Below are 24,104 nucleotides of genomic sequence, written 5' to 3'. Positions count from 1 at the left end.
CGGTTTTGATACAGGCTGCCTAGAGTGAAAATCAATCGCATTTTACGGACGAGCAATCAGCTCACGTCCCCACCAAGAACCGGGAGGCGCTCGAACCGGTTCGATGCGCCCGCCATCGGATTAGGGACGTTTCGTCTGGTTCTCACACTCGACATAGGCACCGAAGGCACAAATCGCTCATTTGTATTCAAGTGAATTTCACGTCCTAGCGATCGCCGTGACGTCTAATTTGATCCTGCAGCGCCTCAAGAGCGGCTGACGGTACCCCGTCGACATCGCCGCTATCCACTGACGGTGACAGGGAACGAGCGCCGGCCTCCACTTCCTGATCGAGCGATGCGAGCAGCGCGGCGATCGACGTGGACTTGTTTCCCGGCCGGACTTGGAATTGCAAGATACTCGCCTTGCCTTCAGACGCACTCGGGTCGGACGCCTTTGATGCTGCCGGCGCCGAGCGCCGGCCAAGGGTGGGAAGCGGCCGCGGCGCAGCATCGGCTGTCTGATCGGTCCGCTTCGGCTTCAACTCCGGAACTTCAGCGGCGACCTCGCTCTTTGCTTCAGCTTCACCGCCCGTTGGAAGGCCTGAGCTTGGCAGCGCCTGTGGTGCGTCCGCGCTGTCGCTCCTTGCTTTCGGCTTTAACCCGACGGGACCAGCCCTTTCAGCCGCCGCACCAGTCGCAGGCGGCACCGCCTCGGCATAGGCTGTATCGCCCGAAACCGGCGCTTCGACGCTATCGGGTTCCCCCAACTCGAAAGGTGCTGCCGGCGCGTTGTTAGCCGCCGCTTCGACCTCCGCCATGGAGCGCAGCGGAAGATCCTGCCATCGTGAGAGAGGCGGAACCTTCAAGCGCCTGTGCCGAAATTGCTGGTAGGTCGCCTTATAGGGAGCGTCCTTATAATAGGTGACCTTGCGCACCATGAAACCAGGGGGGCTCGAGCCCAAAACCACGGCCTGCTTCGCCGGCATCTGCCGAAGCTCCGCCGCCGTCCGGAACGGTCTTTCCTGATAACTTAAACTCTTGTCTCGGCCCCCAAATATACCTTGCCCGGCCCTGATGATCGGTGTGGGGACCTCGATCGTGGTCGGCCCCAGCATTTCAGAGACATGTTCCGAGGTCTCAATGTCGTTCATGCGGATGAAAAGCTTCACCTGACACGCGGTCACCGTGGTCTGCCGCGTCGCTTTTCCATAAACTTCGTCAAGCTGGGCAAGATCCTGCAGGATCAGGACCATGCGAAAGCCATAGCCCGCGTTGATCGCCAGCTTGGAAACGATAGACTCCATTTTGCCGAGCTGGCGAAACTCGTCGATCATCACCAGGACCTGATAAGGCTCGTCAGGACCTGGCGAGGAAGCCATCAGCACATCATGGATTTGCTGAACCAGGAGTTTGATGATGGGCCGGAACACGTCGAGCTGCGCCACCGAGCAGCCGATGAAGAGAGCCGTCGGGTCCTTGCGAAACTTCGAGATATCGAAATCGGTCGACGCCGTAGCGGCTGCAACGAGATCATTGGTCCAGGGGTTGAGAGCCGCCGTCAGGTTGAAGTAGGCCGAGTTTCGCGTTTCCTTTTCCAGCGCAATGAACTGGTTGAGCCCGTGCACGACCCACGAAGGCAGATATTTTTCCTCGTCATTGCGGATATTCGTCAGCACCCTGAGAAAATCCACACCGGTCGAAAGGAGCATCGCGACGGCGCGCAAATGACGCTGCCCCTCATAGCGTGGTGACGTCAGCACATAACCTATCATGGCCGAAAGCAGCTGCCGGCCGGCGCGCGCCCAGATCTCGGAACTTCCTGTCGCCTCGGGGATGATGAAGGAGGAGACCACCGCGCAGTCCGTCGGCATGCGCGCATCGCGCCGGATGAAATCCAGCGGATTATAGCGATGCGAATCCTGCTCGCCGGGCGAAAAGAAAAAGACCTTGTCGCCGAGAGCCTGCCGGTGTGCACCGAACGCCTCGAAGTTCTCCCGCTTCGGATCGAACCACACCGAGGATCCTCGCCACATATACCCGTTCGGTATGACAAAGCTGACGCCCTTGCCGGATCGGGTCGGCCCGACCACGAGGACGTGCGCGGGATCGTCCGAGCGGATCGTCGCCCCGCCCATCTTGCCGAGGATCAAGCCTTGCTTTGCCAGCAGGTTTTTCCTTTCGGCGTCCATGATTGTGCCGAACCGCGCATCGCCGTAGTGCTTTGGCTTGCGGTTGATCAGGCTTGCAAAGATCAAGCCGACGCCGATCGCCACGACAATTGCGACCGCGACCGCGCCGCGGATGATCGTCTCGCTTTGCGTGGGATGATAGGCCAAGCGCTGACTGAAGTGCTGCCAGGCAACGAACAGGCCGCTCAGGCTGCGTTGCGCGTTCTGGTACCGCAAAAGCCCCCAGCGCGAGGCTCCTTCAGAAGGCAGGGCGGGATCCCACCGCCATGTCGCCACCAGCTCGTAAGCCAGGCTCCAAAGGGCAAAGAAAGCAGCGAGACCGATTAGGCCGAGGAAAAGTCTATAGGCCAATACGCGAGACATCCTGGGGAACCTTTCTGGCGGCTCTCCATTCAGTCATGCGGTTGAACCAGATCGCCGAAGTACCGCGCCAGCCGCCCCGGCGCGTCTGTTGGATCACAATCGGCAAAACCGACCGCACGTAATCGATGATCTCCGCCTTGCTCAGACCGAGCCCAGCCTGCATGACCATCAATGCCAACTGCTCAAACGCACCGGCCGGGCTGTCCGCATGGATCGTCGTAATCGATCCGGGATGACCCGTGTTGACGGCGCGCAAGAACGAATAGGCTTCGGCTCCCCGGATCTCGCCCAGGAAGATTCGATCCGGCCGCAGGCGCATTGCCGCCTGCAGCAGCGTTTCAACGGTCACGCGCGCTAGGCCCTGATCGCCCTTTGACGCGACCAGCGGCAGATAGTTGGGCTGGTGTGGTTTGACCTCTCGCGTGTCTTCAATGGTGAGGATCCTTTCATCCGAAGGTACCTCGTGCAAAATCGCGTTCAGAAAGGTCGTTTTGCCCGACGACGTGCCTCCTGAAAGCAAGATCGAATACCGTTCCCGCACGGCCAGGCGCAGGAAATCCTCGATCTTGCCGGCGTCGAGATATTCGCAAAGGGCGCTGTCGGTCTCGCTCAGTTCGCCGGGATCCTGGACGGAGATCGTATCGAACGACCCACGTTTCCGATAATCCTCAAGGCGCATTTCCTTCATGACCTGCTTGCGGATTGCGAAGGCGCCTCCTGCCGGTGTCGCCGGCGCAAGCACGCCCTGAAAGCGTTCGCCGCCCGGCAGGGCGGCCGAAAGCAAGGGATTTTCCTCGCTGACGGACTGCGAGGATGATGCGGCTATACGTTCCATGAGGTAGGTGATCGCGGCGCCGTCGAGCCCGGGCACGTCGAAGGGCTCCATATGTGTCGAGCCGACGATTTCGACCCACACCCGTCCAGGCCCGTTTGCACAGATTTCCACCACGCGATCGTCGTCGAGCCAGCGCCGCACGGGCTCCAGCGCCTTATTTAGAAAGACGGTTCTTTGCTGCCCGTTCACGTCGGATCTCCCTCAACGCCTCGCGCACCGGGTCCGGATAGAATTCGGAAAAATCGAGGTCCCGGCGGACGAACACCATGATGCGCGACCCCTGGTCGACATGGATCGTGGGCGCGATATTGATCGAATTGCGAAGCGCCTCTTCGGCAATGCGGTTGAGGCTTTGCGAGACCTGTTGCGCGCCGATCTGGCGCGCGCTCTGCATGTGCTGGTTGGGCTGCGTCTGGATTGTTACCGTCTGTCCGGTCTGCGGATCCGTATAGGTCTGATTGGTGTTCGACCCGTTCTGGTCATTGCCAAGGTTGGCAATGAACTGCGTCGCGCCGCCCACGACACTCAGAAGGATCGCCGAGCCGAAGCGCTCGAAATAATGGTTGTCGACCTCGCCCGGCATACCGCTCCGACCGAGCTCGTCGGTGCCGGTCGAGCCGAGCTGCACCGACATGCCGTCCGATCGAAGCAGGCGTGTCCACACAATGAACACCCGCGTTTGGCCGGTTGCGAGGCCACTGCGGTATTCACCGATAAGGCGGGAGCCAGCGGGGATCAAAACCCTGCGGCCGTCGAACGACCACACATCCTCCGAAACCACGGCCCGAACCATGCCTGCAAGATCGCTCTGGATGGCGGTCTCGAGCACGCCCTTGATCATCGTCCCTTGGGCGACCAGAGCGTCCGTGCGCGGGTTCATCGTGGCCTTCGATGTATCCGCTCCGCTCCGGCTCGCCCTTGCCAAAAAACGCCGGTTGGGGTCCTCCTCGCCCTCGCTGGCGTTTCCAGGCGCCGCGGCATCCGCTCCATTGGCGGCCAGTGCTGATGCACTGCCAGGCGCGTCGCCGCTATCGACGACGAGCTGCTTGGCGCGCAAGCGCTCCCATTTGCGCCGCTCCTCTTCTTCCTGCCTGCGCCGTTCTTCCTCAGCCAGACGACGGGCTTCGGAATCATCCTGCACCTGTGGTGGAGCTGCGGGCGGTTGCAGGGCCGGTGGAGGGGGAGGCGGCGCCTCGACCGCCGACGGTGGCTGTGCCGGCGCTGCCGGCGGCTCCTCGGGAGCCGTCGGGATTTTCAGGGTGCCGTTATCAAGCTGGGGGCGCGGCGTATCGAGCCCTGGTGCGGGAAACTGTGTGGTGTGAAACTCCTCGCCATCCGACGCCGTCAACAGCGGCCTGTCTGGCGCACGCGTCGCCGCATAGATCATCCAGCCGGCGAACAGCACCGCACCCAGCGGCACCGCGATCCTGAAGAATGTCGTCGCTCCGAATTTTGGCGCGGCGACCGCCGTGCCTTCCTCAGCCAGCATTCTGTACTCATTGGGAGATGGCATCGGGTCCCCTGACTTTCCGAACAGTCCCACCGCCGACACGTTGCGGCTCGTAAGGTTCAATCCCGGTCGGTTCGTTCACATTGTTCAGCCTCAGATTGAAGACGCAGGTCGCGTCGTTGCCGTTGCGCAGGGTCCATTGGTAGTTGACCTTGTCGACGACGATGTACGCGCCCTCGCGGCGATAGTTCACAAGGGTCTCATTGCGCTCGCTGTCGACGACATAAATCGCCGGCACTTCCCTTGCTGGATCGAAGCGGAACCAGGTCTTCACGCCATCGTCGTAAATCACGAGCGGCTTATTGGCCGACGACCCCTTATAGGCATAGGACGAGTTGGCGTTTTCGGCCTTGAATCCCTGCCGGTTCGGCTGAGCCGCCCGGGCCTGGGCTTCGTCCATCAGCGCTGCGCCCGACGCCTCTTCGGGATAGCGGAACTTGATTGCGTAGACTTGTTGTGCAACCGGCCGAAATTCGCCGTTGAGGAAGAACACATAGCTGCGCTTGTTGGTCAGGACATTGAGATTCCCGCCCGCGTTCTTCTCGATCGGCTTCACAAACAGCACATTGCCCTTCTTGTTGGGCTCGATGCTCCAGGCCGGGACGTCGCCAGCGCCCAGGGTTTCGATTTTCTCGTCATCGCCGAATTCGATCATGGTCGAGGCGCCATAGCTGGCGGGCACCGACACCACATCGTCCTTCTGATACCAGACGAAGCGAATACGACTGTCACGAGATCCCGCCCGAGGGGTCTGTTCGGCAAGGGCCGGGTGAACCGCGCAAACGCCGAGCCAGATTGCCATCAGGATGCCGGCGATCTTCATTGCGGTGTCTCCGCGGTGGGTGCCGGCGCCGTCTCCTGATCGCGCCTATATTCGAGCACCTGGAAGCCAAGCGGATTTTGAAAGCGGATCTCGTTTTTGGCCGGCACGCCGGTGTAGCGGAACCGGATCAACGACACCCAATGCCGCTGCACCGTGTTCGCCTGGCTTTTTTCCTCCGTCATGAAACGGACCAGGGCGGTCCTTTGGTTAGGAAACGTCACCGACTTCACAGTCACAGCCACAACGGTGTTTCGCCCGTACAGCACCACGGGATTCGTCACCTTGTTCGCCGGGCTGAAAAGCTCGACGAGCTCCCTCGAGGCATCGCCGGCGCTCAGCAATTGCGCCAGATCGAAGTTGTCCTTCAGCGCCTTCGGATCGTAAGTCTCGCGAGCCTTCACATAACGGACGATATCGAACATCCCCATCGACTCGTCCTGCTGCAAAGGCCCGTCGGCCAGCGGCCGTTTGACCTCGACAAACCCGGTGGATTTGTCGACCACCACCATGTAGGGCTCATAAGTCTTGAGCGGCAGCGCAAGGATCAGAGCGCCCACCGCTGCTACGGCAATGACCGAGGCGACGCTCGCCACACACCACGCCAGCGATCGCGACCAACGATTGCGCCGCGCGATATCTTTTTCCCAGATTGCCGCATCCACATAGTACGGCAAAGGAGACTGGGTTTCCTTCGCCGGTGCCCCAGCGTTTTCCTTCACATCGCTCATTGGTGCCCCAAGACTATGCGGGATCCGTCAGCTTTCGGGAAAGCCGCGCATATTCCGCTGAATCCTCGTACCTTCTTTGTGCGAGACTGACGCGCGCCCGCTCGCGACCCGCCAGGCGTTCCGGCCGCGTGCTCCAGCCCAAGCGTCCCATCAGCCTGCGCTGACCGGCTTGGCCCATCGCCGCGAAGGCGCCGCCGTAGAAGCGCCCAAACGAAGGCGTTCCAATACCAATTCCGCCCGCTAGCGAGGCGGCAACGTTGGTGATTTGCGACAGCAGCAGCACGCCGACGAGGCAGATCAGGATCAGCGGCGCGGCTTCGGTCAAGGTCGTCGTCGCAGCACCGTTCGACCGGTTGACCGCGTCGAAATAGGTCTGGGTGATCGAGATGAAGAAGGCGCAGAAGGCGTACACCAGAATCTGCACACACATGTACTGCACGATCGCGGTTATCCAGCCGGCGAAGAACCGGGTTGTGTAGCCGAACAGCATGAGAATGATGAACACTGGGGCGAGCGCCAGCAAAAGCCAAAGAAAGATCTTCGACAGGATGATGAGGAAGATCGCATAACCGATGAGCAGCGCGCCAACGACAAGGATGATCGCCGCCAGCACGTAGCCGCCGAAGTTCAACACCCCAAGGCTCTTGATAAAGGCGGACGTGGAGTTGGCGAGCGAATCCCAGATATTCTGCAGGGCCGTCTGCACGGAGTTGACGGAGTTCAGCCCGGCTGATGTCCCGGTCACATTGGCCGAAACACTCGTGAGAAGGCTGTTCCCGATCGCGGAAGGTGTGTCATTGGCGAACGAATACGCATATGTTTGAAAGTCCCCCCAGTTGGTCGCCAGAGCGTAGATGACGAAGGCGCGAAACAGGCGCCAGACCATCTCTTTTCCCGATCCCGTCGAGGTTCCCTGCCAGATGCTGATGGCCCAGAATATCACGTACAGCGTCAGCATCAGGCCGGCGACACCCACCTGTCCCCCGCCGGTCAGGGCCGACGCGAGGTTCTGGTAGGCTTGCGATACGTAGTTATTGCCGAACTTGTCGACCTGTTGCAGAAGCGTCGTGATATTGAAATTCATTTGTTCGCCGTCCCGCCTGTAAACAGCGATGGATCGCTATTGAGTGCCTTCATCGGACCGCACTCGAATGACTTCTTCGCTTCTGTTCTTGGTTCGGGCGCCGCAAACGCCATCGGCTGCATCGGTCCCTCGTCGCGCGAGCATGGAGCCTTGAGGGGCTTGTGGCCGCACCCCGAGGTCGCGAGAGCGCCAATGAGGGCGGCCACTGATAGAAGCAAGCGCACCGTCATTGGCCGGACTTGTATTCGAGCCCCCGCGTGGCCTGGGTGATCAGGTTCATACGATCGATGTTTTCCTGGTTGGCGGCCGCCGTGGCGGTGTTCACCGCGCCGATCAGTTCGTTCACGGTCAGACCGGTTTGTACCATTATCTGGCTGTTCTGATCGATCGAGCCCTTGATGTCCTGCGCCGTGCCGATCCTCTGAGCGCCCGACTGAAAAGCGCTGGAACGGGTCTTCACCCCATTTTGCGAGGAGTCCACCAGCCCGGTGACCGTGGCCGCGACGTTCACCAGGGCGCTGTAGTTCTTATCCATCTGCGTCGTCTGACCATTGATCAGACCCGAAATGGTTTTCACCAGCTGCAGGCCGTTGATCAGGTTTGAAACCATTCCCTGCGATCCGTTGCCGAGGCCGGCAAACGACAATGAGCCGCCCGAGATCACGCTACCAAGCGAAGGTGCGCTTCCCATGGAGAAGCCACCATTGCCCAAGGCGATCTGCGCGAGCTGACCAGCCTCGCCCGACCGGTCGCCCGTGACGGCCTGGAGCGTCGCTTGCGTATAGTTCATGATGTTGCGGTCGGTGCTGAGGATCTCGCTCGTTGCCGATGCAATCTGCCGAGCCTGTTCCAGATTGGCCTCGTCGATCGTAGGCACCTGGGCAATGGCGATGCCGCCAAAGCCAAGCAAGAGTACCGCTGTTAACGGAATTCCACGCATAGCGTTTTCTCCTATTGAGCCTGATATTGCTTGACGGCCGACATCAGTTCGTCGGTCGTCATGGTCACGGGAGCGCTGTTCGCGTCCCGTTGGATTTGCGAAAGCATGGGCGACACGTTTTCAACCGTGTCGGTCGTGCGCGGCACCGGGCATGCGCTGTCCGTCGAGGGGCAGCACGTGTTGGCGGCCGTGCCGCCGCTCGTCCCTCCGGGACAGCTCGTCGAGCCGCCCGGGCCAGGCGGCGCGGGCGGGGGATTGGGCACCACCAGGCCGGAGGATCCCCGGCTTGTCAGTGTGGCCGTGCCGATGTTTCGCACGTTGAAAGCTTGGGCGAAGAACCCAGTTGCCTGGATCACCTCGTTGAAGGTCAGTCCGCCTTGGGCTCGGATTGCGCTATTGCGGTCGAAGGCTTCCATGACCGTTTGGTCGGTCCCGATATCCTGGCCCATGGTCTCGAAGACCTGCTTGTTGGGACCCACGGTCGACATGCTGCCATTCATCCCGCCGGCCACCTGGCCGGTGCTGTCCAGAAGGCTTCGTTCGCCTGCATTGCCGCCGACAGCGCCTGATCCCGTTCCGGTCGAGGCGAACGCCGTTGAGCCCTTGACGTCGGGATTGACCTGTTCCAGGGAGGCCCGGCCACTCGCGGGATCGACCGAAGCCTTGGGGCTCGTCACGTTCTGCGCCTTTTTGGGGGTCGTCACCGAGCATTTGACGCCCTGCGTCGCGGACTTCGTGTCCTCCTGGATCAGCTTGATCTGAACCTTGTCGGCCTTGTCCTCACTTCGCTGCGACAGAATAGAGCTGTCAGAAACCGGCACGGCCGCCATCGCCATCGATCCGGCGAAAATCATCACAACGGCGGCCGTCGCGCCAACGATGGCATTCATTCCGGGTCCCTCCCAAGAAAGATTGGCAACCAAACCTGCGGATCGTCGCCGACCCGCGCGCGCAGTGCGTCGAGCTCCTGGACCGTCTCAATTCGACCGGAGAGGATCTTGATCGCGTCAGGCATCGCGCCCAGATTAAGGCGCGCAATGACGCTGTCCTGGTCATGCTTGATCAGGAATTTGCGGGCTTCCGGCGGGGTTTCGCGGATCCATTTGATCTCGCGCTCGGACAGCCCGAACGCCCTGTGCGACTCCTCATCTGCCTTCGGGTTGGGGAAAAAGATATTGGTCGGCGTCTGTTCGATCAGCGTGTTGGCGATCGACGATTTCACGATATCCGCCGCAGACTGTGTGCCGAAGCCAATGATGCCATTCAATTTTCGAATGGTTTTCAGCTTGTCCTTGATGAAGTAGCTGAAAATATCATTGTCCAGGAGCTTCCAGCCTTCATCGAGGAAGATCATGACCGGTTGCCCGTCAAGCAGCTCCTCGATGCGATGGAAGATATAGAGCAAGGCCGCCGTGCTGGTCGTTGCGTCGCTCAACACGCTCGTCATGTCGAAGCCAAAAATGGACGACATCGAAAACGAATCTTCAGCGTTGTTGAACAACCAACCGCGCTGATCGGGCCTCATCCATGGCTGGAGACGCGAATAGAGATCGTCATCGCCGGCGCGCATCGCACCACGCAACAGCTCGGCGAACTCCTCCATTGTTCGACCTTCGGGCGGTGCGCTTGCCACCTGGGCGATCGCGTTGCGGATGACTTGCTCCTCGCGCGTCAAGTGGGCGTGTCCGTCGGCGCGACGCAGCATGAAACTGAAAAGCTGGAAGAGAAATTCCCGGTTGTGCGGCGTATCAGGCAGCCGCAACGGATTGAAGCCGGAAGGCTCGCCGGCCTTGAGAACCTCATAGCGGCCGCCAAGCGACCGCACGAAGATATCCAGGCCGCGGTCCTTGTCGATCATGACCAACTTGGGGCGCGGCGTGATGCGCTGCGCCTGTGCCGCGAGAAAGCCGAGCAGCACCGTCTTGCCGGAGCCCGAGGGACCGTTCAGGGTGAAGTTGCCGAGATCTCGAACATGGAAGTTGAAGAAGTAGGCCGTTTGCGACGTCGTCTCGAGCACGCTTATCGGCGTTCCCCAATGCACCCCACCAGCCCGGCCGCTCGGATAGTTATGGAAAGCCGAGAAGCCCGCCATGTTCTTCGATGAGATCATCGATTTGCGCGCCACATAGGCGAAATTGCCGGGCAGGGTGGCCCAGAACGCTGGTTCACAATTGAGGTCCTCGCGAACCCACAGGGCGGACACCTCCGTCAGCGCGGTACCGACGTCGGTCACGCAGCGCGCCACGTCGTCCATGGTTTTCCCGAGGCACAGCACCGTCAGATGATGCAAACCATAGAGCGCTTCCGAAGATAAAAGCTCATCGCGCGCTTCGCCGAGTTGATCGGCGACGATCGAGCCGGCTTCATCCGACATGTCGATCTTGCGCCCGACCCGCTCCATCTGGGTCAGCGCCTGGGGCTTGTCGATGATGGCGAAGGATTGCGTCACGATGAATTCGTGCGGCACCTTCAGCATTGGGTTGAGCATCCCCGGTCCCGTAATGGAAGGGTACTCGCCTACCGAAATGATGGCGCCGTATCGCGTTTCGCCAGTGAACGCCCCGCGAATTTCCAGCGCATTCGGGCCGAAGAACAGCCGCTTGGTCGCCAGCGCCTCCGCGAGCTTCATGCGCGGCAGTGCCATGGGCCGCGGACAGCCGCCATTGACAAGCTGCACCAGGAACTCCAGCGGCTCGGAATGCCAAACGTCGTTGCGCTTGACGACGGTCAGAACCCGCGCGCCATACGCCTGCAGGCTCTCTCGGACGGCTTTCATCACGTCCGTGAGTTCGATCAGCGACCGCTCCTCGCTCGAAGAGCGACCGTCCGCCGCCCTGCGTCCCAAAAGCTTGCGGATCACCAGATCCGCTGTCCCGACGGTTCCCTGCAGTTCGCGCCGCACGATCGTCAGGTAGATGTCGTTCACAAACATGCGCTGGGTGCGCAGGGCCGCCGTATAGCGCTGGTCCAGCTCTTGGCAGAACTTATTCTCGAAGCTCGACTCGATCGCCGGCTTCACCTCGCGGCGCAGGATATGCGAGTAGATCGCATAGCGGGAATTCGCCAACCCCCGAATGAGATCGTTGCGACCGAGCAGGCGCGAATTGATCTCGGCGATATCGATCGTCTCGAAGCACAGCCCGCTCATGTGAACGAAGGACATCAACATGCCGTCCTGCGTCTTGATCACCTCGTCGGACACATGCCGCGAGTAGGGTATATGGGCCGAAACCGGGTTCTCCCGACGAGATACGGCCCCGAAACTCAGTTCATCGCGAAGAGCCCGTGCGATCGCCACGTCACACCCGATAACTGCGCGCCCCCCAGAAGCTGGCGCTCCGGGGCGGCATCTTTCGTGAACGGATGAACATGATCTCGATGAACATGGGATCGCGCATGATCGCGATCCTGGCAACCGCATAGAGCGGCACGCAGATGCAGAGCATGATCAGATTATGGGTTGCAAGGAACACGACGGCGGTCAGCACGCCGATGAACCCCGCTAGCTCGTAGGGGATGCCGAGCACCGTCGGCGCTCGGGTCAGGCCCTTGACGAGAGGGGTGATCAGTAACCTGGGCTCGCCAGGATCGATCCGGCCGTCTGCCACGCCGATCACCTGCCGACCGCGGATTGAAAGAATTCGACGATCTGTGCCGAGCCGAAGACCAGCACGATACCCAAGACCCAGCTTCCAGCCACAAACCATGACAGGCGTGCCGCCCAGGCCATGAAGCCCATGAAAATGCAGAACAGAACCGCCAAAGCCGTCGCGATCGGCCCGGTCAGGGTCTGCACCAACGTCTGCAACGTGCTTTGCACCGGCTGGAGATTTCCGCCTCCGGCCATCGCCTGCGTTGCCAAGAGCATGAGCGGCATCGCCACACCAGCGCTGCGTGTCGCAATCATCTTCCACATGGTCATCAAAGCTTCTCCTCAGTCAAAGTTTTGCACCATCCCGCCCTGCCAGACCGACGCCGTCGCTTCGCGAGACGTCGTGGTGCCGCCATTGCGGGAGTTGGTGCGCGGAACATTTTGTTGATCCGCCGCGCCGGCCGCAGCCGGTTGAACGCCTGCCAGGTCAAGGCTCACCGCCCCACCTGGCATCACTGCCTCAGACCCGACCGATGGCCATTGGTAGAAATCGTTGATGACGTTGGCGACGTAGCCAACCGTCTCGGAGTAGGGCGGCACGCCCTTGTATTTGAGAACCGCGACCTCGCCGGCATTGTAGGCGGCGAGCATGTATATCGGGTTCGGAAATCTGCGATGCAGATCCCGCAGAAAGCCGATCCCACCTTTCACATTATCCGCGGGATCGCAGATATCGACCCCGTAGCTTGCTGCCGTGGACGGCAGAAGCTGCATCAGGCCATAGGCACCTTTGGACGATAGCGCGCCGGAATTGAAGCGGCTTTCGGCCCGGGCAACCGCGAGGACGAGCGGCGGGGCAAAGCCTTGCTGGCGCGCGACCGTTTCGACGATACGCTGTCCCTCTTCCTTCGACAGGGCAGCGACGCCGGGGCAGGGGTTGTCGACCTTGGTCGATGTCACCGTAGCGGCCGCGCTGTCAGCGCTTCCCGCCGCACCGATCCGCTGCACGTCATGGCTGCCAACCTCAAAGGCCGGTATCACCCGGCCCTTTGCGTCGACAGTCGCGTTGACGATGCGACCAGCAGGTGCCGTGACGTTGCCCTGGAACTTCCCGGAAGCTTCCTGCGCAGACGCTGCCTGGCACATCACCACGATCGCACCCACGGCCAGTACTGTTTTGCGGGATCGAATCATTAAAATAATCTGCGCCGTTGCCGATTCTGAAATGCTGAATTAATACAATGAATCGATGAACCGCAATCGCGAAAATGAGGCTGGCGCAATGAAAATGAGCAGGGTTCTTTCCGTTGTGGCGTTTTTGCCGACCTTGTCGGCTCTGTCGGTGGCGCCGGCCCATGCTAATGATTTTGGCTGCAAGGTTTTGCTGTGCATCCTCAACCCGCAGGGTTGGGCGAGCGTCGGGGAATGTGTGCCTCCGGTCGAGCGCGCTTTCCGTATGGTCGCGCATGGGGAGCCCTGGCCTCAGTGCCCCGAGGCCGGCAGCTCCGGTCGTATCGGATATGAGAAATTCAAACCCTGCCCGGACGGCACGATCGCCGTCTCGCCCGAGACCGAATCGGGCGGAAGCGACAACAGCTCTCGCTCACAAACTGTCTACAAGCCCGACAGCAACGGCGCTTTCTGCGCGCCGCGCAATGCAACGAATGCCTCGTGGGGCACTTACTCGAGAGGCTCGGGTTCCGGTGCGCGTCCAACATCCGCCGTGACGCCGCGCGAGAAGAGGACGGAGCCAAACTATCTCGATCTCACGACCACAGACGGCAAACAGCGCTTCTGGTTCGATCTGAGCAGGTATCAATAATGAAGCCTGGCTTCTCAGCCGTTGTTGGCCTTCTCGCGGCCGTCCTCGCCAGTGTTCCGGCACTGGCCGAGGACAAACCCAATCCCTGGTTTCAGATCCCTGCCACAGCATCTTTCAGCACCGGCGACACCTGGACCTATGCCGGCGAGACCCACCGTCTCTACGGCGTTCAAGCCTGCCTGCGAGGCACTTATTTCACAAATGCGGCAGGGGGGCGTGTCGATTGCGGCGAGGCCAGCCTCGCCATGCTCGTCTCTCTTATCCGGGATCTCAAACCCCAGTGCTACACGGCCGCCTGGCAAGTCGCGACCAAAACGCGCTTCGTCGTCTGCGTTGCACAGCCTGTATCAGGATCCGCGGCCGGTTCTCGCATCGATCTCGGCACGGCGCTGATCTCAACAGGATGGGCCTTTGCGGCCATCACTCCGAACGGCACTCCGGTTCATGCTCCCTATATTGTCGCGCAGGAGGTCGCTAAAAAGCAGCACCTTGGCCTGTGGCAGTTCGCCAACGTTCCTGATCCGAATGCCATCATCCTCCACAACATCCGCAACGCATCTAACGCGGCTGGTCAGTCTTCGAATCCGCCTGCAAATCGATAACCGGTCCCCGGCGGGTTGGATCATGCCTGACATGCCGCTGAGGCCGCCGCCACATCACGAACGCCACGGCAAGCGAGATCGCAGACCTGACGGTACGGCAGGCTCGTCTATGTGCGTGATTGAGCAGATCCTGGCAAGGAGAGCCTGTTAGAGTTTGAAGCGGCCAAGGCGCTGATCGTTGACGCGGTACTGCCAGGCTAGTTTCGACTCCTTGGGGTTGACGCCGGACGTTGACCAGGCGGAGCGCTCGACTTTTGCAGCGTCATGCAAAGGAAGATCGTCATCACATGGCGACGGTTGCAACGACGACCGAAGACGATAACGTTCGATACTGCGGTTTAGAAACTCGATGACACAGACGGCGGCGAGGGACAAGATCAAGAAAGCAGTGGAAAAGCTGAGCATGCGAAGGCTGGCTTCGTGATCGGGCAGGGCGAAGAAAGCGAGCACGCCGCCGGCGAAAATTGCAAACGCGAACCTCATGAACATGACAGAGAGTCTCCTATTTCGATGTTGATCATTATAATATCACAGATTGATCGTCATTATAATGATCAGTGGAGATAGGTAGCCCCTCATGGATCAAGCGTTTTTCGACGGCTTGCGAGCATGGTGCCGTTTTTGGCGGTATCGGCTTCAGAGTATTACCCGGCGGCATTCCCATCTCAAACAGGGATAGAGATTGGTCCCGGGGCCGAGCCTTGCGGCGCCGTCTTGAGCGTAATCGCCAGAACCATCGCTGTTGAGGTCTCGCCTACACCAGATCAGCAGTGGTCAGCGTGGCATCGTAGGGCGTGACCTGAACCAAGTCATTCGAAGTGGTCGGGCAACGATTGGAGGGTCTGCCTGCCGCAAGTGTAGAGATCAGGGTTGTCCCTCCGGATGCCAGGACATCCAAGCCGGACTCATTGAATTATTCATTGTCAAAAGGCAATGCAGATCGTCAAATGCTATCGTGCATCTGGAACGATTTGGCGGGTCATAACCTGTACGCCGTCACTTTGCGGGAGTATGGGGAGGATGCCGCGACACTTTAATAGGGCAATGAGTTATCGTTTCGGCTACAAGCCCTGAGCACTAGACATTCTGCAAAAAATGGCCGTCATATTCCGACCGATAAGCAGGGGGGGCAGCTGTGCCGATATTTAAAAACAAGACAGAAGACAGCGATGGTTGGCTTTCGATCCTGCTCGCGCTGCGACTTCGCCAAATCGAGAATGAGTACCCGGACTATGCGAGTTTTGCCGACGCTACGGGGCTATCGCGCGGCACGCTCTACCAGTTGCGGACGGGGAAGGGGAACCCGACATTCGTCACGCTGGAGCGGCTGGCGCGGCACTTGAAGGTTCCGGTGTGGACGCTCATTGGTCGTACTGGCGACGACGACAGCGTGAAGCGGGACATCGAGACGTTTGGCTTCAGCTTTACCGAGATTGCGCGGCATATAGAGGCCACGCGTGCTGTGAAGCGCTCGATGACGGAGTTCAGTGGTGTTCCTTCTTTGAAAGAGGCCGCCAGCCCCGCTGGGGCAACCTCCGAGAAGAAGCGGCTGCCTCCGGCCAAAAAGGGGCGCAGGGCAAACCAGTAGATACAAGAAAAGTAGAAGCTGCTAAACAACCAGCGTAGATTAATTTGCTACGATTGGCAGAAAATCTATTCTATATTTATTTGACTCGCACCAAGAAATCCGCCAGCGTCGATGCAATGGCGTTATGTTGCTGAAGGGTTCACGATGCGAGCGAATATCTGGCAAGTCGCAGCGGACGATGCGCTTTATAAGGAAGCGGCCGCGTTCGTCGATTGCCACCCGAAACCATGGGTGGAAGAGGTTTCGGATTTTCTACGGCAGAAAGGCAAGCCCGAGACGATCACGTTGGTGATCGGACAGTTCATCGTGGCGGCTCTGTTCGAAGGACGACACGCGGATCTGCTGTACTGGTCGCTGGTTGCCGCCGAAGTGAACTGCGTTGGGATGGAGCAATGGCCTGATGATGTGCGCCAGGAGCTGGCAAGCCATCTGAAACGGGGATTTGGAAAGCTCTCGTCGCGAAATCTCTCCCATTGAAGGCGGCGGGCCGACGGCGTGGCCCTCAATGGCAAGGCGGGGGTTACACCTGACCAGGGGCAACGTTGATGTCGCTGCCGGCGGGACCGGGAGCGGATGAAGCGAGTTTCGTGTCACCATCATTGGGCGTCGGAAAGTCGCCTGGTCCCATTTGGCATATCGCTTGCGCGCCGCATCCCTGAGGAATGGACTGGCCGGCCGAATTGAGGGCGGCATAGCGGCGGTTTACGTCGTTCGTCCAGTTACGGCGCTGGCTTTCAGTGCTGCCGTTGTAACGATCGGCGAGGCAGCGAATACTTGAAGTGCCGCCGCACGATTTGACGGCATCGCGAAGCGTCATTACGCCGCCTTCAATGTTTTCTGACAAGATGCCCCGATCCATTCCGTAGGCCCGGCCCGTGGCCCCCGTAAGCTGCATCGGCCCAAGAACGCCACTGAAGGAGCCGGCACATGCTGACATCGCGCCTTCGTGAGCGGATACGGCAAGAGCGAGCTTGGGATCAACGCCATACTTGTTGGCGGCGTCTACAATCATATTGGCGATGTTCGGGCTGCGCTCCATCATCTCTTGCATGGACGGATAGCTCGGCACACCCGCGCCGTTCGTACAAAGGGAACGCAGGGTTGTTTTGTTATGGAGGTCGCAAGAACTTGCATCCTGATCGAAGGAATTCGCTTGCGCAACAGGCGCTTGTCCAACGACCAGGAGCGCGGAGAGGAGTATTGGGAAGGGACGCAGCATCTTACTTCCCCGGGCAGAAATTATAGATGGCGCCATTGATGGAGAGCGCGTCGCTGGATGGGCGCGTAATCTTCATCGGCGTGATGACCGGGGAGCTGCTGCCACGTTCGGTACATGAGGCTTGGAACGCATCGTCAGCATGACGGGTGCCTGCTATCTTGCAGGTGCTCGCGCCGACGGTGATTGCGTCGCCGTCGAACTCGGCAAGTTCGAGAGCGCCGACGCCTTGGTCGAGATCGGCACATGTGTGTGTGGACGCTACATATGATCCCTGCGGAGCCTTGAGCGGATCAAGCGCTTGCGCGATTGCCGGCGAGATCAAGACGGCTAGAGTCGCGAAGATTGTCGGGCTGGCCATGGCAGATCTCCTGAACATCATCCCGCCGTGACCGCCGGCAGGAGCCGCGGTCAATACCGCGCATCGCGCGTTGTGAAAGAAGCCTTGATCCGCTGGCGATGGCCGGTGGCACGCTGGTGTACTGAATAAGGTCAGGTTTTCCATGTCGATCATGGTTGCGCTCCTTCCGAATATCGAGGTTGCCGGAAGCAAACCAGGCATCGCGGCTTCCCCTAGGTTTGCGGGATAGGGACCCGGAATTGGCATTCCGGGGCGATTTCACCTTGGAATACGATGCCGGCGCGAATGCTTTTGGCCTGAACATCATATGCACCCATTGCACCATTCCGAGCGAGGTCGGGGCGGACGTTGTTCGGTTGCGCGCCATATTCGATGAAACAGCCGGAGCCAGCGTCAGCGACCGTGGATCGGCCGTTCTGATAGATCGCCAAGCGCATGGGACACCGTTTCAGCGTGGCTTTGCCGACTGGATCGGTGCGGATCGGCGAGCAGCCGGTGAGCGTGTGCAGGACCGAGAGGACGACGGTTTTGGTTGGGCTGCGAACGACGATGTGACTCTCGGAAGCTGGTGCATTGGCGACCGCAAAGCGCATATCGCCTTTGGCCACATAGGCGTCGTTGTTTTTCTTCAGTCGGTCGGCCCATAGGGAGGCGTAGGGCACGGCTTCCGAATTAGGGAGCTCGAGATCGGCGTAGGCGACGGCGCGCCAGGCGTTGGCATCATGCGTGAGCGACTGAGCCGAAGCATGGGGCGCCAATGTAAGGGCAGCCGCAACTGCGACAAATGTCAGGGGGCCATGCATTCCTTGTCTCGCTTTTATGCCCTATGATTAAATCAATGTCGTAATGATTGTCGAGCATGATTTTGGATGGGACAAGAAGCCCGCCTCTCGAGGCTGGATGAATTGCGAGGCCTGGCGATCGGGCTGGTGGTGCTGTCGCATGTCGGGCCGGTCTTCGGAGAAGGCGGGCCGGTCGCTGCTCTGCTGTTTGCGCCGGCATGGAGCGTCGGGGTCGACCTGTTCTTTGTGATTTCCGGCCTGGTGGTGGAACGCTCATTGCGAAGCCTGCGCCTCGAGCGCGGAGCGCTCGAGGCGGCCTCCGCGTTCTATGTCAGGCGTGTCATGCGGATCGTGCCGCTGGCCTGGTGCGTCGGCGCCATTCTCTCGATCGGGTTGATCATCCCGGGAAGCGGCGTTGAGCCTGCAGACGCGAAGGCGGCATTCGCTTTCATCTCGAATGCGCATTGGGCGCCCTGTTTCGGGGGCGCCACAGGATGCGGGAACGCCTTTGCGTTTGGGCCATTCTGGTCGGTCGCCACCGAGATGCAATTTTATCTACTGGCTCCGCTCCTGGTGTTCTTGCTACCGCGGCGGGCGCTCGTCGCGCTGGCCGGACTCGTTCTCGTGGTCGGGACGTTCACGCTGCGGCCCTGGGGCGGGACGCTTTGGACGTTCCGCATCGATGCAATCGCGGTCGGGCTGGCGATCGGAGCAACCATGGGCACAAGCGCATGGCCCCGTCTGGCGGAACACCTGCGGGTGATCGGCAACATGGAAGCGGCGTTCTGGATGTCGATCGCGGCCTTCATGTTGGCGATCTTGCCGCCGGCGACGCATGGCGTGGCGACTGCCGTGCTGGCGCTGATGTGCGGGTGGATCGTGACAAGGGCGACCTTGCGGGATGATTCTGTGAACTGGCCGGGGCGGATGCTGCGCCGCTTGGGAGGCATCTCCTATGCCCTCTATCTGATCCATCTGCCGGTGCTGGCGCTGTTCAACTGGTCGCTTGGCCAATTCCTGGAGGCTCCGGCGACGGCAACGCTCTCGATCGCGGTCGCGATCGGGCTGTCTCATGTGCTGACGGTGGCAATCGGAGATCCGTTCCGCCAGCTCGGCCGCCAATGGTCAAATCGAACAGTCCGGGAGGTGTCGCCGTGACGGAAGAAAATCGTCAGTGGTCGCTTGGTGGTGAAGATGTCGATCAAATTCCCCGAGGAGCGAGGGCGCTGGCGGAGCAGCTATTGACCGAAACCGACGGCGATGCCGTGGCAGCGCTCGTCGCGGCATGCTGCGTCATTGGAGCCATGCGCTCGGCGGTATCGAGGGGTATGGTGCGCAACGGATCGCCGTCAGGGGTTCATATCGCGCAAGTGCTGGACGTTTTCGTGCAAAGCGAGCCCCAGAAGAAGAGCAGAACCTAATCGATAGGACCGTGAGGTAGCTACGAGGTTGGGAGGCTGTGCAGCCTGCCGCTCGATCCCGAAATGCCGAATGCACGACACCCCCGCGAGTTGGGCGACCGTCAGCAATGCCGAGCACTGTCACTTATTTCGCCCTGGAAAGGGATAGAACGAAAGCCTTGCGAAAATAGTCCCTCGCCTGCTTGTACCTAAAAGAAAAAGTTGCGGAAATCACGATTTTTCGGCTGGAGGTGAGCGATGCGGCCTCCATGGCGACGCCGGCGCCTTGCGATTGGTTTGGCCGTCGGCTTCTGTGCGCATCTGGCCAGCCGACACGCGGCAGTGTGACGGCCGCTGCTCAGTAGCGGTTGCCGAACCAGCCCTTGCTCTTGGGTGGCGAGGGCTCCTGATCAGCCCATGGGACGGACGTGTAGGACGGCCTCGGGTCTTGGACGCGCCAAGCCTTCTGCCAGTAGTAGAAATTGAGGGGTACTCGGGCGACCACGCGACCATCGGCAGACAGGAGGTCGGAAGCGCATGCGACGACGGGGCCTTCGTAGTGTTGCACGCGACCGGTATAGCCATTGAGCGCTCCGGGCCGGCACGCAAAGACACGAACGCCTGCGGCGATCGTGTCCGGGGCTTCCGCAGGGACGGAGATCGTCTTGATGCCTTCCTTGGTAACGAGCGTGCGCACAGGCACGGAGCTCCAATGCGAGCGGCGCAAGGCGCTATTCGCCTGAGCTTCGGTCGGATAGCCGGTTCGCTGGGTAATGACCGGTGGGAAGCGGCCCAAATCGGGCGCATATTCTTGCCGGCTGCGACTGACCCGATCGGGCTTCCAATAGGAGTCCGTAACCGAAACGGGGCCGGCCCAATGTGAAGCATCCGGCACTCGCCCGGCGCAACCGGCGAGCAAGGCCGCGGATGCGACGAGGTGGAGGATGTGACGAAAAGAATGCATCTCGGTCTCGGGGGTCATGGGTTTGCAGGTGAGGGTTTCCGGTGGAGCGAGCCATGCCATGGCGACAACGCCATAAGGCCACGTCTGCTTTCCCAGCGTCGCGGTCTGGCCCAGGTCGCAGCCGTCGACGCCGCCGTAGGTGCACGAAGCAAAAGTTGATTACTGGTTCCCATGAATCACTCCTCTTCGGAATCATTGAGTCAATAAACTATCTTGCAAATCGCTGTGCAAGTGTCTCTGACTCAGATGCAGCGAGGGGAGGAGTGTGATCGTATCCGCATTGGTGCCCGATGGGCTAGGTAGGGAGCCTCGGTGTCGAGTTGACGCTGGGCGGTCTGATTTTCTGGATTTCGGCAAGTCTGGACCATCGGGCAATCGGTAGCCTGAATGCGCGCTACGCCGCAGCCGTCGCAGCGGCATCCGACTGGACGAACTCAGCGGCTTCGGGGGTAGCCTTGCCTAGTGTCGCTGCGAGCCTCTCGAAGCCGCTCTTCGAGCGCTAAATAGCGAGCCGTAATCGCATTCAGCTTTGTGAAGAACTGCTTGCTCTGCGCAGGGTTGCCCGGCACAGGTGGAGGGGACAAAGCAAAAAGGGCATCCCTATCAGCGTCTAATTGTTCCAGCTCCGAACAGAAACGGCAAACCTCGTGGTCGGTCGTTCCGGAACTCCGATGTGACGCACGACGCGCGGTACGCACAGGGTTAGTCAGCCGATCCACATCGTTTGACGAAAATACGATCGTATCCAAGGCGTTTCCTCCACGCCGGGTTGTGGCCATGCAACCTGGAATAAATGGGGTTGCAACCTAAGTATACTGGCGGTTTCGCCTGTCACTTTTGACAGGTCGCGAGACGCTGGGATCGAGCGAGGAGCAACCTGGTTAGATGGGCGTACGAATGGCTGGAGAGGCACGTCGATATCAAGGAGGTAAGCTGGATATGGCGCAATTTGACTCAAAGTTTCACGACATGACGGAAGGTATTCGAGCAGTTGCCTCTCTTGCGGACGCAGCGGACCGTCTGAACACAATTGTCGAAAGTTACGGCCTTGAGACGGCGGCCTTTCTTACCGTCAGTCCGGTTTACGAGGAACCGAGCAAGCCATTCTATGTGACCACCTATTCGCCTGACTGGGTGAAACGCTATATCGAGAAGGATTTTTTCGACATCGATCCCGTGCTTCGCCATGGGCTACGTGCTGTGACATTGGTTGATTGGAAGGAGATCGACCTATCGGACAAGGCCGTGCGCACGTTCTTTGGTGAAGCGAGGGAACATGGTGTCGGGAAGCATGGCATCACGTTCCCGGTTAGGGGTGTCGACGGCGACCGCGGCATTCTGAGCGTGACGAGCAACGAGAACGCTGCGGCGTGGCAGGCGTTTCTCAAATCCGAGGCCCGCGACTTCCAGTATCTCGCCGGCGAATTTCACGATGCTATCGGTCGAATCCAAGGAAGGCCACGCCATCAGACGGTCTGCTCCGATAGAGAGATCGAATGCCTGAAATGGTACGCGAGGGGAGAGAAGGTCAAACGGACCGCAGAGATACTGTCGCTATCCCCTCGCACGGTGCGATTTCATCTCGATCTGGCACGGGCCAAGCTGGGTGCCAAAAGCTTGGCCCATGCGGTTGCGATCGCTACCGAGCGCGGCCTTTTCTTTCAAAAACTGTTCTGATCGGTAGCCAAGCGCTTCGCGGAAGCCGCCTGTGAACTCGTTGCGTTTCGTGAAGCTGGGAATGATAGAATGATTGGATCATGGGAAAGAACGGAGACGTCGCTCTGGACAACCTGATCCAGAAGGCACCGCGTGGGTAGAATGCTGGCCAAACCAAGTGTCCTATTCGCAAACCACACGGTACCGCTTGCCGGGCTCGCTGATGTTCTTGCAGACAAGCGGCTTGTGTGGCTCGGAAGAGGAGAGCGGAGGACTTGCGGCCGGCGATGCCCGTCTGTTTGATGTCTTGAGACTTGCCGTACGGCGCGGTTCGAGCCGTTCCGGCTCCTGTGTCGCAACCGGAAACACGCTGGTTTCGATCTGTGGCTGCTGCAGGTGTGACGGCTCTTTGTCAAAGAATCGCCTCGTATCAAGCGCTCTCGGAATAATCACCGTACCATCATCGCTGCGCGCGCAGCCGCTACCCAACAGTAAAGCCAGCCCCAGGAGAAAAGGCAGTATCCGTCCAAACATAAGCTTAACCCTTGTCGGGCCTATACCCCGGCTTGCGGGTCGCCGACAACCGGCGCAATGGACACGAAGAAAGGGCGGCATTGCTTGCCGCCCTTTCGAAATTGTCGAGATGCGTGACGCAGGGGCGGATAGTTGTTTAGAGCGAGTGTGTCCAACAACAGGTCCATCGAAGCCAGCTGGTGCCTTATCCTTGGTTCAGGTTCAATTGTTGGAAGTACCAAGACGGGTCATCATCGGACGAATCCGTCTCGATACTGGCTCCACTCGAATACCCCTCAACACTTGTGGCACTACCGCTATCATCGCTCACGGCTTTAGAGAGATATAGCCCAGGTTTGTCGGCCCGCTGCCATTCACCGTCACTATTTTCCGTCCACTTGTCGGGACGCTGCGTCGGGTCAAGCACCCACCGATTTTCACCCACGTCAACAAACCCCATCTGCGCCAGCCGGGCTTCCATCCCTTGCGAAGCGGGGCGTGACATGATCAACGGCCGTTCGCCGTCGAGTCGAAGTTGATGCTCGAGCAGAATATCACCTGCGTTCTCGACAAGCGGATGAGTAACCCGAAGATCTACAACCGATGTGATCTCTTTTCGACCAGGAAACTGTTCCCGCCACGGCTCGTTATTGATGCCAAATCCGCCCTCTGTTCTTAAAAGCCCAACGCTTTTTTCGCCCAGATCATAACTGAAATATCGCGCCTTGGGCGTATCAGTGTCAGTGCCACCGTAGAGCCGAGCGATTGTTGCCGTGCGCCCGGCTTTTGAGGACACGAAAGGCGAGTACTCTTGTGGATTTTCGGCGATGTGCTTGATTTCATCGCCGTAAAAGTCCTTCACTTTTCTGGCGAATGAAGACCTTTCGAGCTCGACGACAGGAGGTTGGGAAGCAAGCGAGTACGGGTGTGTCGGCGCAGAAGACGAACTCGCATGGGGATCCGACGCCGACCGGGACGGCATTCCCGCAAGTGTTTCCGTAAAACTATCGCTCTCAACCGACTGACCCGGTTCGTCAGCTTGGCTAGCGCGTGTGGATGAGCCACTGATTGGATTATACATGACGCTTCCCTTCGGCTTAAGTCTTTTCGCAGGTGGAGGCTGTCTAAGCCTTGCTGCGAACCATACTCGGTCAA

At 59.8% G+C, this 24,104-nt stretch carries 25 protein-coding genes; 7 read left to right on the top strand and 18 right to left on the bottom strand.

The window, feature by feature from the left end; translation table 11 throughout:
* Nucleotides 1-205 precede the first annotated feature (205 nt).
* The 12 genes from OHD58_RS19070 to OHD58_RS19015 form a co-directional block, all read right to left on the bottom strand.
* A complete protein-coding gene (locus OHD58_RS19070) occupies nucleotides 206-2,521 on the bottom strand; it encodes a type IV secretory system conjugative DNA transfer family protein (RefSeq protein WP_263804985.1) in 2,316 nt (771 codons plus the stop codon).
* Nucleotides 2,511-3,557 carry a P-type DNA transfer ATPase VirB11 gene (virB11, locus tag OHD58_RS19065; RefSeq protein WP_263804984.1) on the bottom strand — a complete coding sequence of 349 codons (1,047 nt, stop codon included), beginning with the start codon at nucleotides 3,555-3,557 and terminating at the stop codon, nucleotides 2,511-2,513. The genes OHD58_RS19070 and virB11 overlap by 11 nt, the downstream gene beginning before the upstream one ends.
* Nucleotides 3,523-4,857: a type IV secretion system protein VirB10 gene (gene virB10, locus OHD58_RS19060; protein ID WP_263804983.1), complete on the bottom strand. Its 1,335-nt coding sequence runs from the start codon at nucleotides 4,855-4,857 to the stop codon at nucleotides 3,523-3,525. The genes virB11 and virB10 overlap by 35 nt, the downstream gene beginning before the upstream one ends.
* 7 nt (nucleotides 4,858-4,864) lie before the next feature.
* The gene (gene virB9, locus OHD58_RS19055) at nucleotides 4,865-5,701 is read right to left on the bottom strand and encodes a P-type conjugative transfer protein VirB9 (protein WP_263804982.1); all 837 of its coding nucleotides are present in this window, start codon (nucleotides 5,699-5,701) and stop codon (nucleotides 4,865-4,867) included.
* Complete coding sequence (locus tag OHD58_RS19050) at nucleotides 5,698-6,429, bottom strand: virB8 family protein (RefSeq protein WP_263804981.1); 732 nt, start codon at nucleotides 6,427-6,429, stop codon at nucleotides 5,698-5,700. Before OHD58_RS19050 ends, virB9 begins: the two co-directional genes overlap by 4 nt.
* 13 nt (nucleotides 6,430-6,442) lie before the next feature.
* Nucleotides 6,443-7,513 (bottom strand): type IV secretion system protein, encoded by a 1,071-nt coding sequence (locus tag OHD58_RS19045; RefSeq protein WP_263804980.1) that lies wholly within the window; start codon nucleotides 7,511-7,513, stop codon nucleotides 6,443-6,445.
* Nucleotides 7,514-7,739: 226 nt separating this feature from the next.
* The gene (locus OHD58_RS19040) at nucleotides 7,740-8,453 is read right to left on the bottom strand and encodes a type IV secretion system protein (RefSeq protein ID WP_263804979.1); all 714 of its coding nucleotides are present in this window, start codon (nucleotides 8,451-8,453) and stop codon (nucleotides 7,740-7,742) included.
* Nucleotides 8,454-8,464: 11 nt separating this feature from the next.
* On the bottom strand, nucleotides 8,465-9,343 hold the full coding sequence (locus OHD58_RS19035) for a hypothetical protein (protein WP_263804978.1): 879 nt from the start codon (nucleotides 9,341-9,343) through the stop codon (nucleotides 8,465-8,467).
* A complete protein-coding gene (locus OHD58_RS19030; RefSeq protein WP_263804977.1) occupies nucleotides 9,340-11,751 on the bottom strand; it encodes a VirB4 family type IV secretion system protein in 2,412 nt (803 codons plus the stop codon). Before OHD58_RS19030 ends, OHD58_RS19035 begins: the two co-directional genes overlap by 4 nt.
* Nucleotide 11,752: 1 nt before the next feature.
* The gene (locus tag OHD58_RS19025) at nucleotides 11,753-12,061 is read right to left on the bottom strand and encodes a type IV secretion system protein VirB3 (protein WP_040583984.1); all 309 of its coding nucleotides are present in this window, start codon (nucleotides 12,059-12,061) and stop codon (nucleotides 11,753-11,755) included.
* Between the two features lie 5 nt (nucleotides 12,062-12,066).
* Nucleotides 12,067-12,375: a TrbC/VirB2 family protein gene (locus OHD58_RS19020; protein WP_006205835.1), complete on the bottom strand. Its 309-nt coding sequence runs from the start codon at nucleotides 12,373-12,375 to the stop codon at nucleotides 12,067-12,069.
* Between the two features lie 12 nt (nucleotides 12,376-12,387).
* Entirely contained in the window at nucleotides 12,388-13,239 is an 852-nt protein-coding gene (locus tag OHD58_RS19015) for a lytic transglycosylase domain-containing protein (protein WP_263804976.1), read from the bottom strand.
* Nucleotides 13,240-13,294: 55 nt separating this feature from the next.
* Here OHD58_RS19015 and OHD58_RS19010 point away from each other — a divergent pair, with 55 nt between their 5' ends.
* Nucleotides 13,295-13,867 carry a hypothetical protein gene (locus OHD58_RS19010; RefSeq protein ID WP_263804975.1) on the top strand — a complete coding sequence of 191 codons (573 nt, stop codon included), beginning with the start codon at nucleotides 13,295-13,297 and terminating at the stop codon, nucleotides 13,865-13,867.
* The gene (locus OHD58_RS19005; RefSeq protein WP_263804974.1) at nucleotides 13,867-14,469 is read left to right on the top strand and encodes a thermonuclease family protein; all 603 of its coding nucleotides are present in this window, start codon (nucleotides 13,867-13,869) and stop codon (nucleotides 14,467-14,469) included. The genes OHD58_RS19010 and OHD58_RS19005 overlap by 1 nt, the downstream gene beginning before the upstream one ends.
* 147 nt (nucleotides 14,470-14,616) lie before the next feature.
* Here OHD58_RS19005 and OHD58_RS19000 read toward each other — a convergent pair whose 3' ends face one another.
* On the bottom strand, nucleotides 14,617-14,958 hold the full coding sequence (locus OHD58_RS19000; protein ID WP_263804973.1) for a hypothetical protein: 342 nt from the start codon (nucleotides 14,956-14,958) through the stop codon (nucleotides 14,617-14,619).
* Nucleotides 14,959-15,604: 646 nt separating this feature from the next.
* On the opposite strand from OHD58_RS19000, the gene OHD58_RS18995 reads away from it, so the two are divergent.
* The gene (locus OHD58_RS18995; RefSeq protein WP_006205840.1) at nucleotides 15,605-16,057 is read left to right on the top strand and encodes a helix-turn-helix domain-containing protein; all 453 of its coding nucleotides are present in this window, start codon (nucleotides 15,605-15,607) and stop codon (nucleotides 16,055-16,057) included.
* A 144-nt stretch (nucleotides 16,058-16,201) separates the two neighbouring features.
* Nucleotides 16,202-16,534 carry a hypothetical protein gene (locus tag OHD58_RS18990; protein WP_100084852.1) on the top strand — a complete coding sequence of 111 codons (333 nt, stop codon included), beginning with the start codon at nucleotides 16,202-16,204 and terminating at the stop codon, nucleotides 16,532-16,534.
* A 43-nt stretch (nucleotides 16,535-16,577) separates the two neighbouring features.
* On the opposite strand, the gene OHD58_RS18985 is transcribed toward OHD58_RS18990, so the two are convergent.
* Genes OHD58_RS18985 through OHD58_RS18975 form a run of 3 tightly spaced genes read right to left on the bottom strand, consistent with a single transcriptional unit; the run spans nucleotide 16,578 to nucleotide 18,437 of the window.
* Nucleotides 16,578-17,276, bottom strand: a complete 699-nt coding sequence (locus OHD58_RS18985; protein ID WP_263804972.1) for a transglycosylase SLT domain-containing protein — start codon at nucleotides 17,274-17,276, stop codon at nucleotides 16,578-16,580.
* A gap of 1 nt (nucleotide 17,277) precedes the next feature.
* Nucleotides 17,278-17,787 carry a hypothetical protein gene (locus OHD58_RS18980; RefSeq protein ID WP_263804971.1) on the bottom strand — a complete coding sequence of 170 codons (510 nt, stop codon included), beginning with the start codon at nucleotides 17,785-17,787 and terminating at the stop codon, nucleotides 17,278-17,280.
* 59 nt (nucleotides 17,788-17,846) lie between these two features.
* Nucleotides 17,847-18,437, bottom strand: a complete 591-nt coding sequence (locus OHD58_RS18975; protein ID WP_263804970.1) for a hypothetical protein — start codon at nucleotides 18,435-18,437, stop codon at nucleotides 17,847-17,849.
* Nucleotides 18,438-18,503: 66 nt separating this feature from the next.
* On the opposite strand from OHD58_RS18975, the gene OHD58_RS18970 reads away from it, so the two are divergent.
* Both OHD58_RS18970 and OHD58_RS18965 read left to right on the top strand, forming a co-directional pair.
* Nucleotides 18,504-19,574, top strand: a complete 1,071-nt coding sequence (locus OHD58_RS18970) for an acyltransferase family protein (protein WP_006205845.1) — start codon at nucleotides 18,504-18,506, stop codon at nucleotides 19,572-19,574.
* Nucleotides 19,571-19,837, top strand: a complete 267-nt coding sequence (locus tag OHD58_RS18965) for a hypothetical protein (protein WP_006205846.1) — start codon at nucleotides 19,571-19,573, stop codon at nucleotides 19,835-19,837. Before OHD58_RS18970 ends, OHD58_RS18965 begins: the two co-directional genes overlap by 4 nt.
* A gap of 337 nt (nucleotides 19,838-20,174) precedes the next feature.
* Here OHD58_RS18965 and OHD58_RS18960 read toward each other — a convergent pair whose 3' ends face one another.
* Entirely contained in the window at nucleotides 20,175-20,840 is a 666-nt protein-coding gene (locus OHD58_RS18960) for a hypothetical protein (RefSeq protein ID WP_263804969.1), read from the bottom strand.
* An 879-nt stretch (nucleotides 20,841-21,719) separates the two neighbouring features.
* On the opposite strand from OHD58_RS18960, the gene OHD58_RS18955 reads away from it, so the two are divergent.
* Entirely contained in the window at nucleotides 21,720-22,457 is a 738-nt protein-coding gene (locus OHD58_RS18955; protein WP_263804968.1) for a helix-turn-helix transcriptional regulator, read from the top strand.
* A gap of 697 nt (nucleotides 22,458-23,154) precedes the next feature.
* On the opposite strand, the gene OHD58_RS18950 is transcribed toward OHD58_RS18955, so the two are convergent.
* Nucleotides 23,155-23,931, bottom strand: a complete 777-nt coding sequence (locus OHD58_RS18950) for a host specificity protein (protein ID WP_412177249.1) — start codon at nucleotides 23,929-23,931, stop codon at nucleotides 23,155-23,157.
* Nucleotides 23,932-24,104: the final 173 nt, after the last annotated feature.

The organism is Mesorhizobium sp. ZC-5, assembly GCF_025753855.1.
GTDB lineage: Bacteria > Pseudomonadota > Alphaproteobacteria > Rhizobiales > Rhizobiaceae > Neomesorhizobium.
Note: the sequence above shows the minus strand (reverse complement) of the source record. Positions and strands in the feature narration are given on the sequence as shown.

Bases quoted from the DNA above. Each gene is read 5' to 3' on its own strand.
- OHD58_RS18955 (WP_263804968.1), top strand. From the start codon at position 21,720: ATGGCGCAATTTGACTCAAAGTTTCACGACATGACGGAAGGTATTCGA.
- OHD58_RS19035 (WP_263804978.1), bottom strand. From the start codon at position 9,343: ATGAATGCCATCGTTGGCGCGACGGCCGCCGTTGTGATGATTTTCGCC.
- OHD58_RS19045 (WP_263804980.1), bottom strand. From the start codon at position 7,513: ATGAATTTCAATATCACGACGCTTCTGCAACAGGTCGACAAGTTCGGC.
- OHD58_RS18980 (WP_263804971.1), bottom strand. From the start codon at position 17,787: ATGATCGACATGGAAAACCTGACCTTATTCAGTACACCAGCGTGCCAC.
- virB10 (WP_263804983.1), bottom strand. From the start codon at position 4,857: ATGCTGGCTGAGGAAGGCACGGCGGTCGCCGCGCCAAAATTCGGAGCG.
- OHD58_RS19020 (WP_006205835.1), bottom strand. From the start codon at position 12,375: ATGACCATGTGGAAGATGATTGCGACACGCAGCGCTGGTGTGGCGATG.
- virB9 (WP_263804982.1), bottom strand. From the start codon at position 5,701: ATGAAGATCGCCGGCATCCTGATGGCAATCTGGCTCGGCGTTTGCGCG.
- OHD58_RS19050 (WP_263804981.1), bottom strand. From the start codon at position 6,429: ATGAGCGATGTGAAGGAAAACGCTGGGGCACCGGCGAAGGAAACCCAG.
- OHD58_RS19005 (WP_263804974.1), top strand. From the start codon at position 13,867: ATGAAGCCTGGCTTCTCAGCCGTTGTTGGCCTTCTCGCGGCCGTCCTC.
- OHD58_RS19000 (WP_263804973.1), bottom strand. From the start codon at position 14,958: ATGTTCATGAGGTTCGCGTTTGCAATTTTCGCCGGCGGCGTGCTCGCT.
- OHD58_RS18990 (WP_100084852.1), top strand. From the start codon at position 16,202: ATGCGAGCGAATATCTGGCAAGTCGCAGCGGACGATGCGCTTTATAAG.
- OHD58_RS19015 (WP_263804976.1), bottom strand. From the start codon at position 13,239: ATGATTCGATCCCGCAAAACAGTACTGGCCGTGGGTGCGATCGTGGTG.
- OHD58_RS18970 (WP_006205845.1), top strand. From the start codon at position 18,504: ATGGGACAAGAAGCCCGCCTCTCGAGGCTGGATGAATTGCGAGGCCTG.
- OHD58_RS18960 (WP_263804969.1), bottom strand. From the start codon at position 20,840: ATGGCATGGCTCGCTCCACCGGAAACCCTCACCTGCAAACCCATGACC.
- OHD58_RS18975 (WP_263804970.1), bottom strand. From the start codon at position 18,437: ATGCATGGCCCCCTGACATTTGTCGCAGTTGCGGCTGCCCTTACATTG.
- OHD58_RS18985 (WP_263804972.1), bottom strand. From the start codon at position 17,276: ATGCTGCGTCCCTTCCCAATACTCCTCTCCGCGCTCCTGGTCGTTGGA.
- OHD58_RS18950 (WP_412177249.1), bottom strand. From the start codon at position 23,931: ATGCCGTCCCGGTCGGCGTCGGATCCCCATGCGAGTTCGTCTTCTGCG.
- OHD58_RS19010 (WP_263804975.1), top strand. From the start codon at position 13,295: ATGAACCGCAATCGCGAAAATGAGGCTGGCGCAATGAAAATGAGCAGG.
- OHD58_RS19040 (WP_263804979.1), bottom strand. From the start codon at position 8,453: ATGCGTGGAATTCCGTTAACAGCGGTACTCTTGCTTGGCTTTGGCGGC.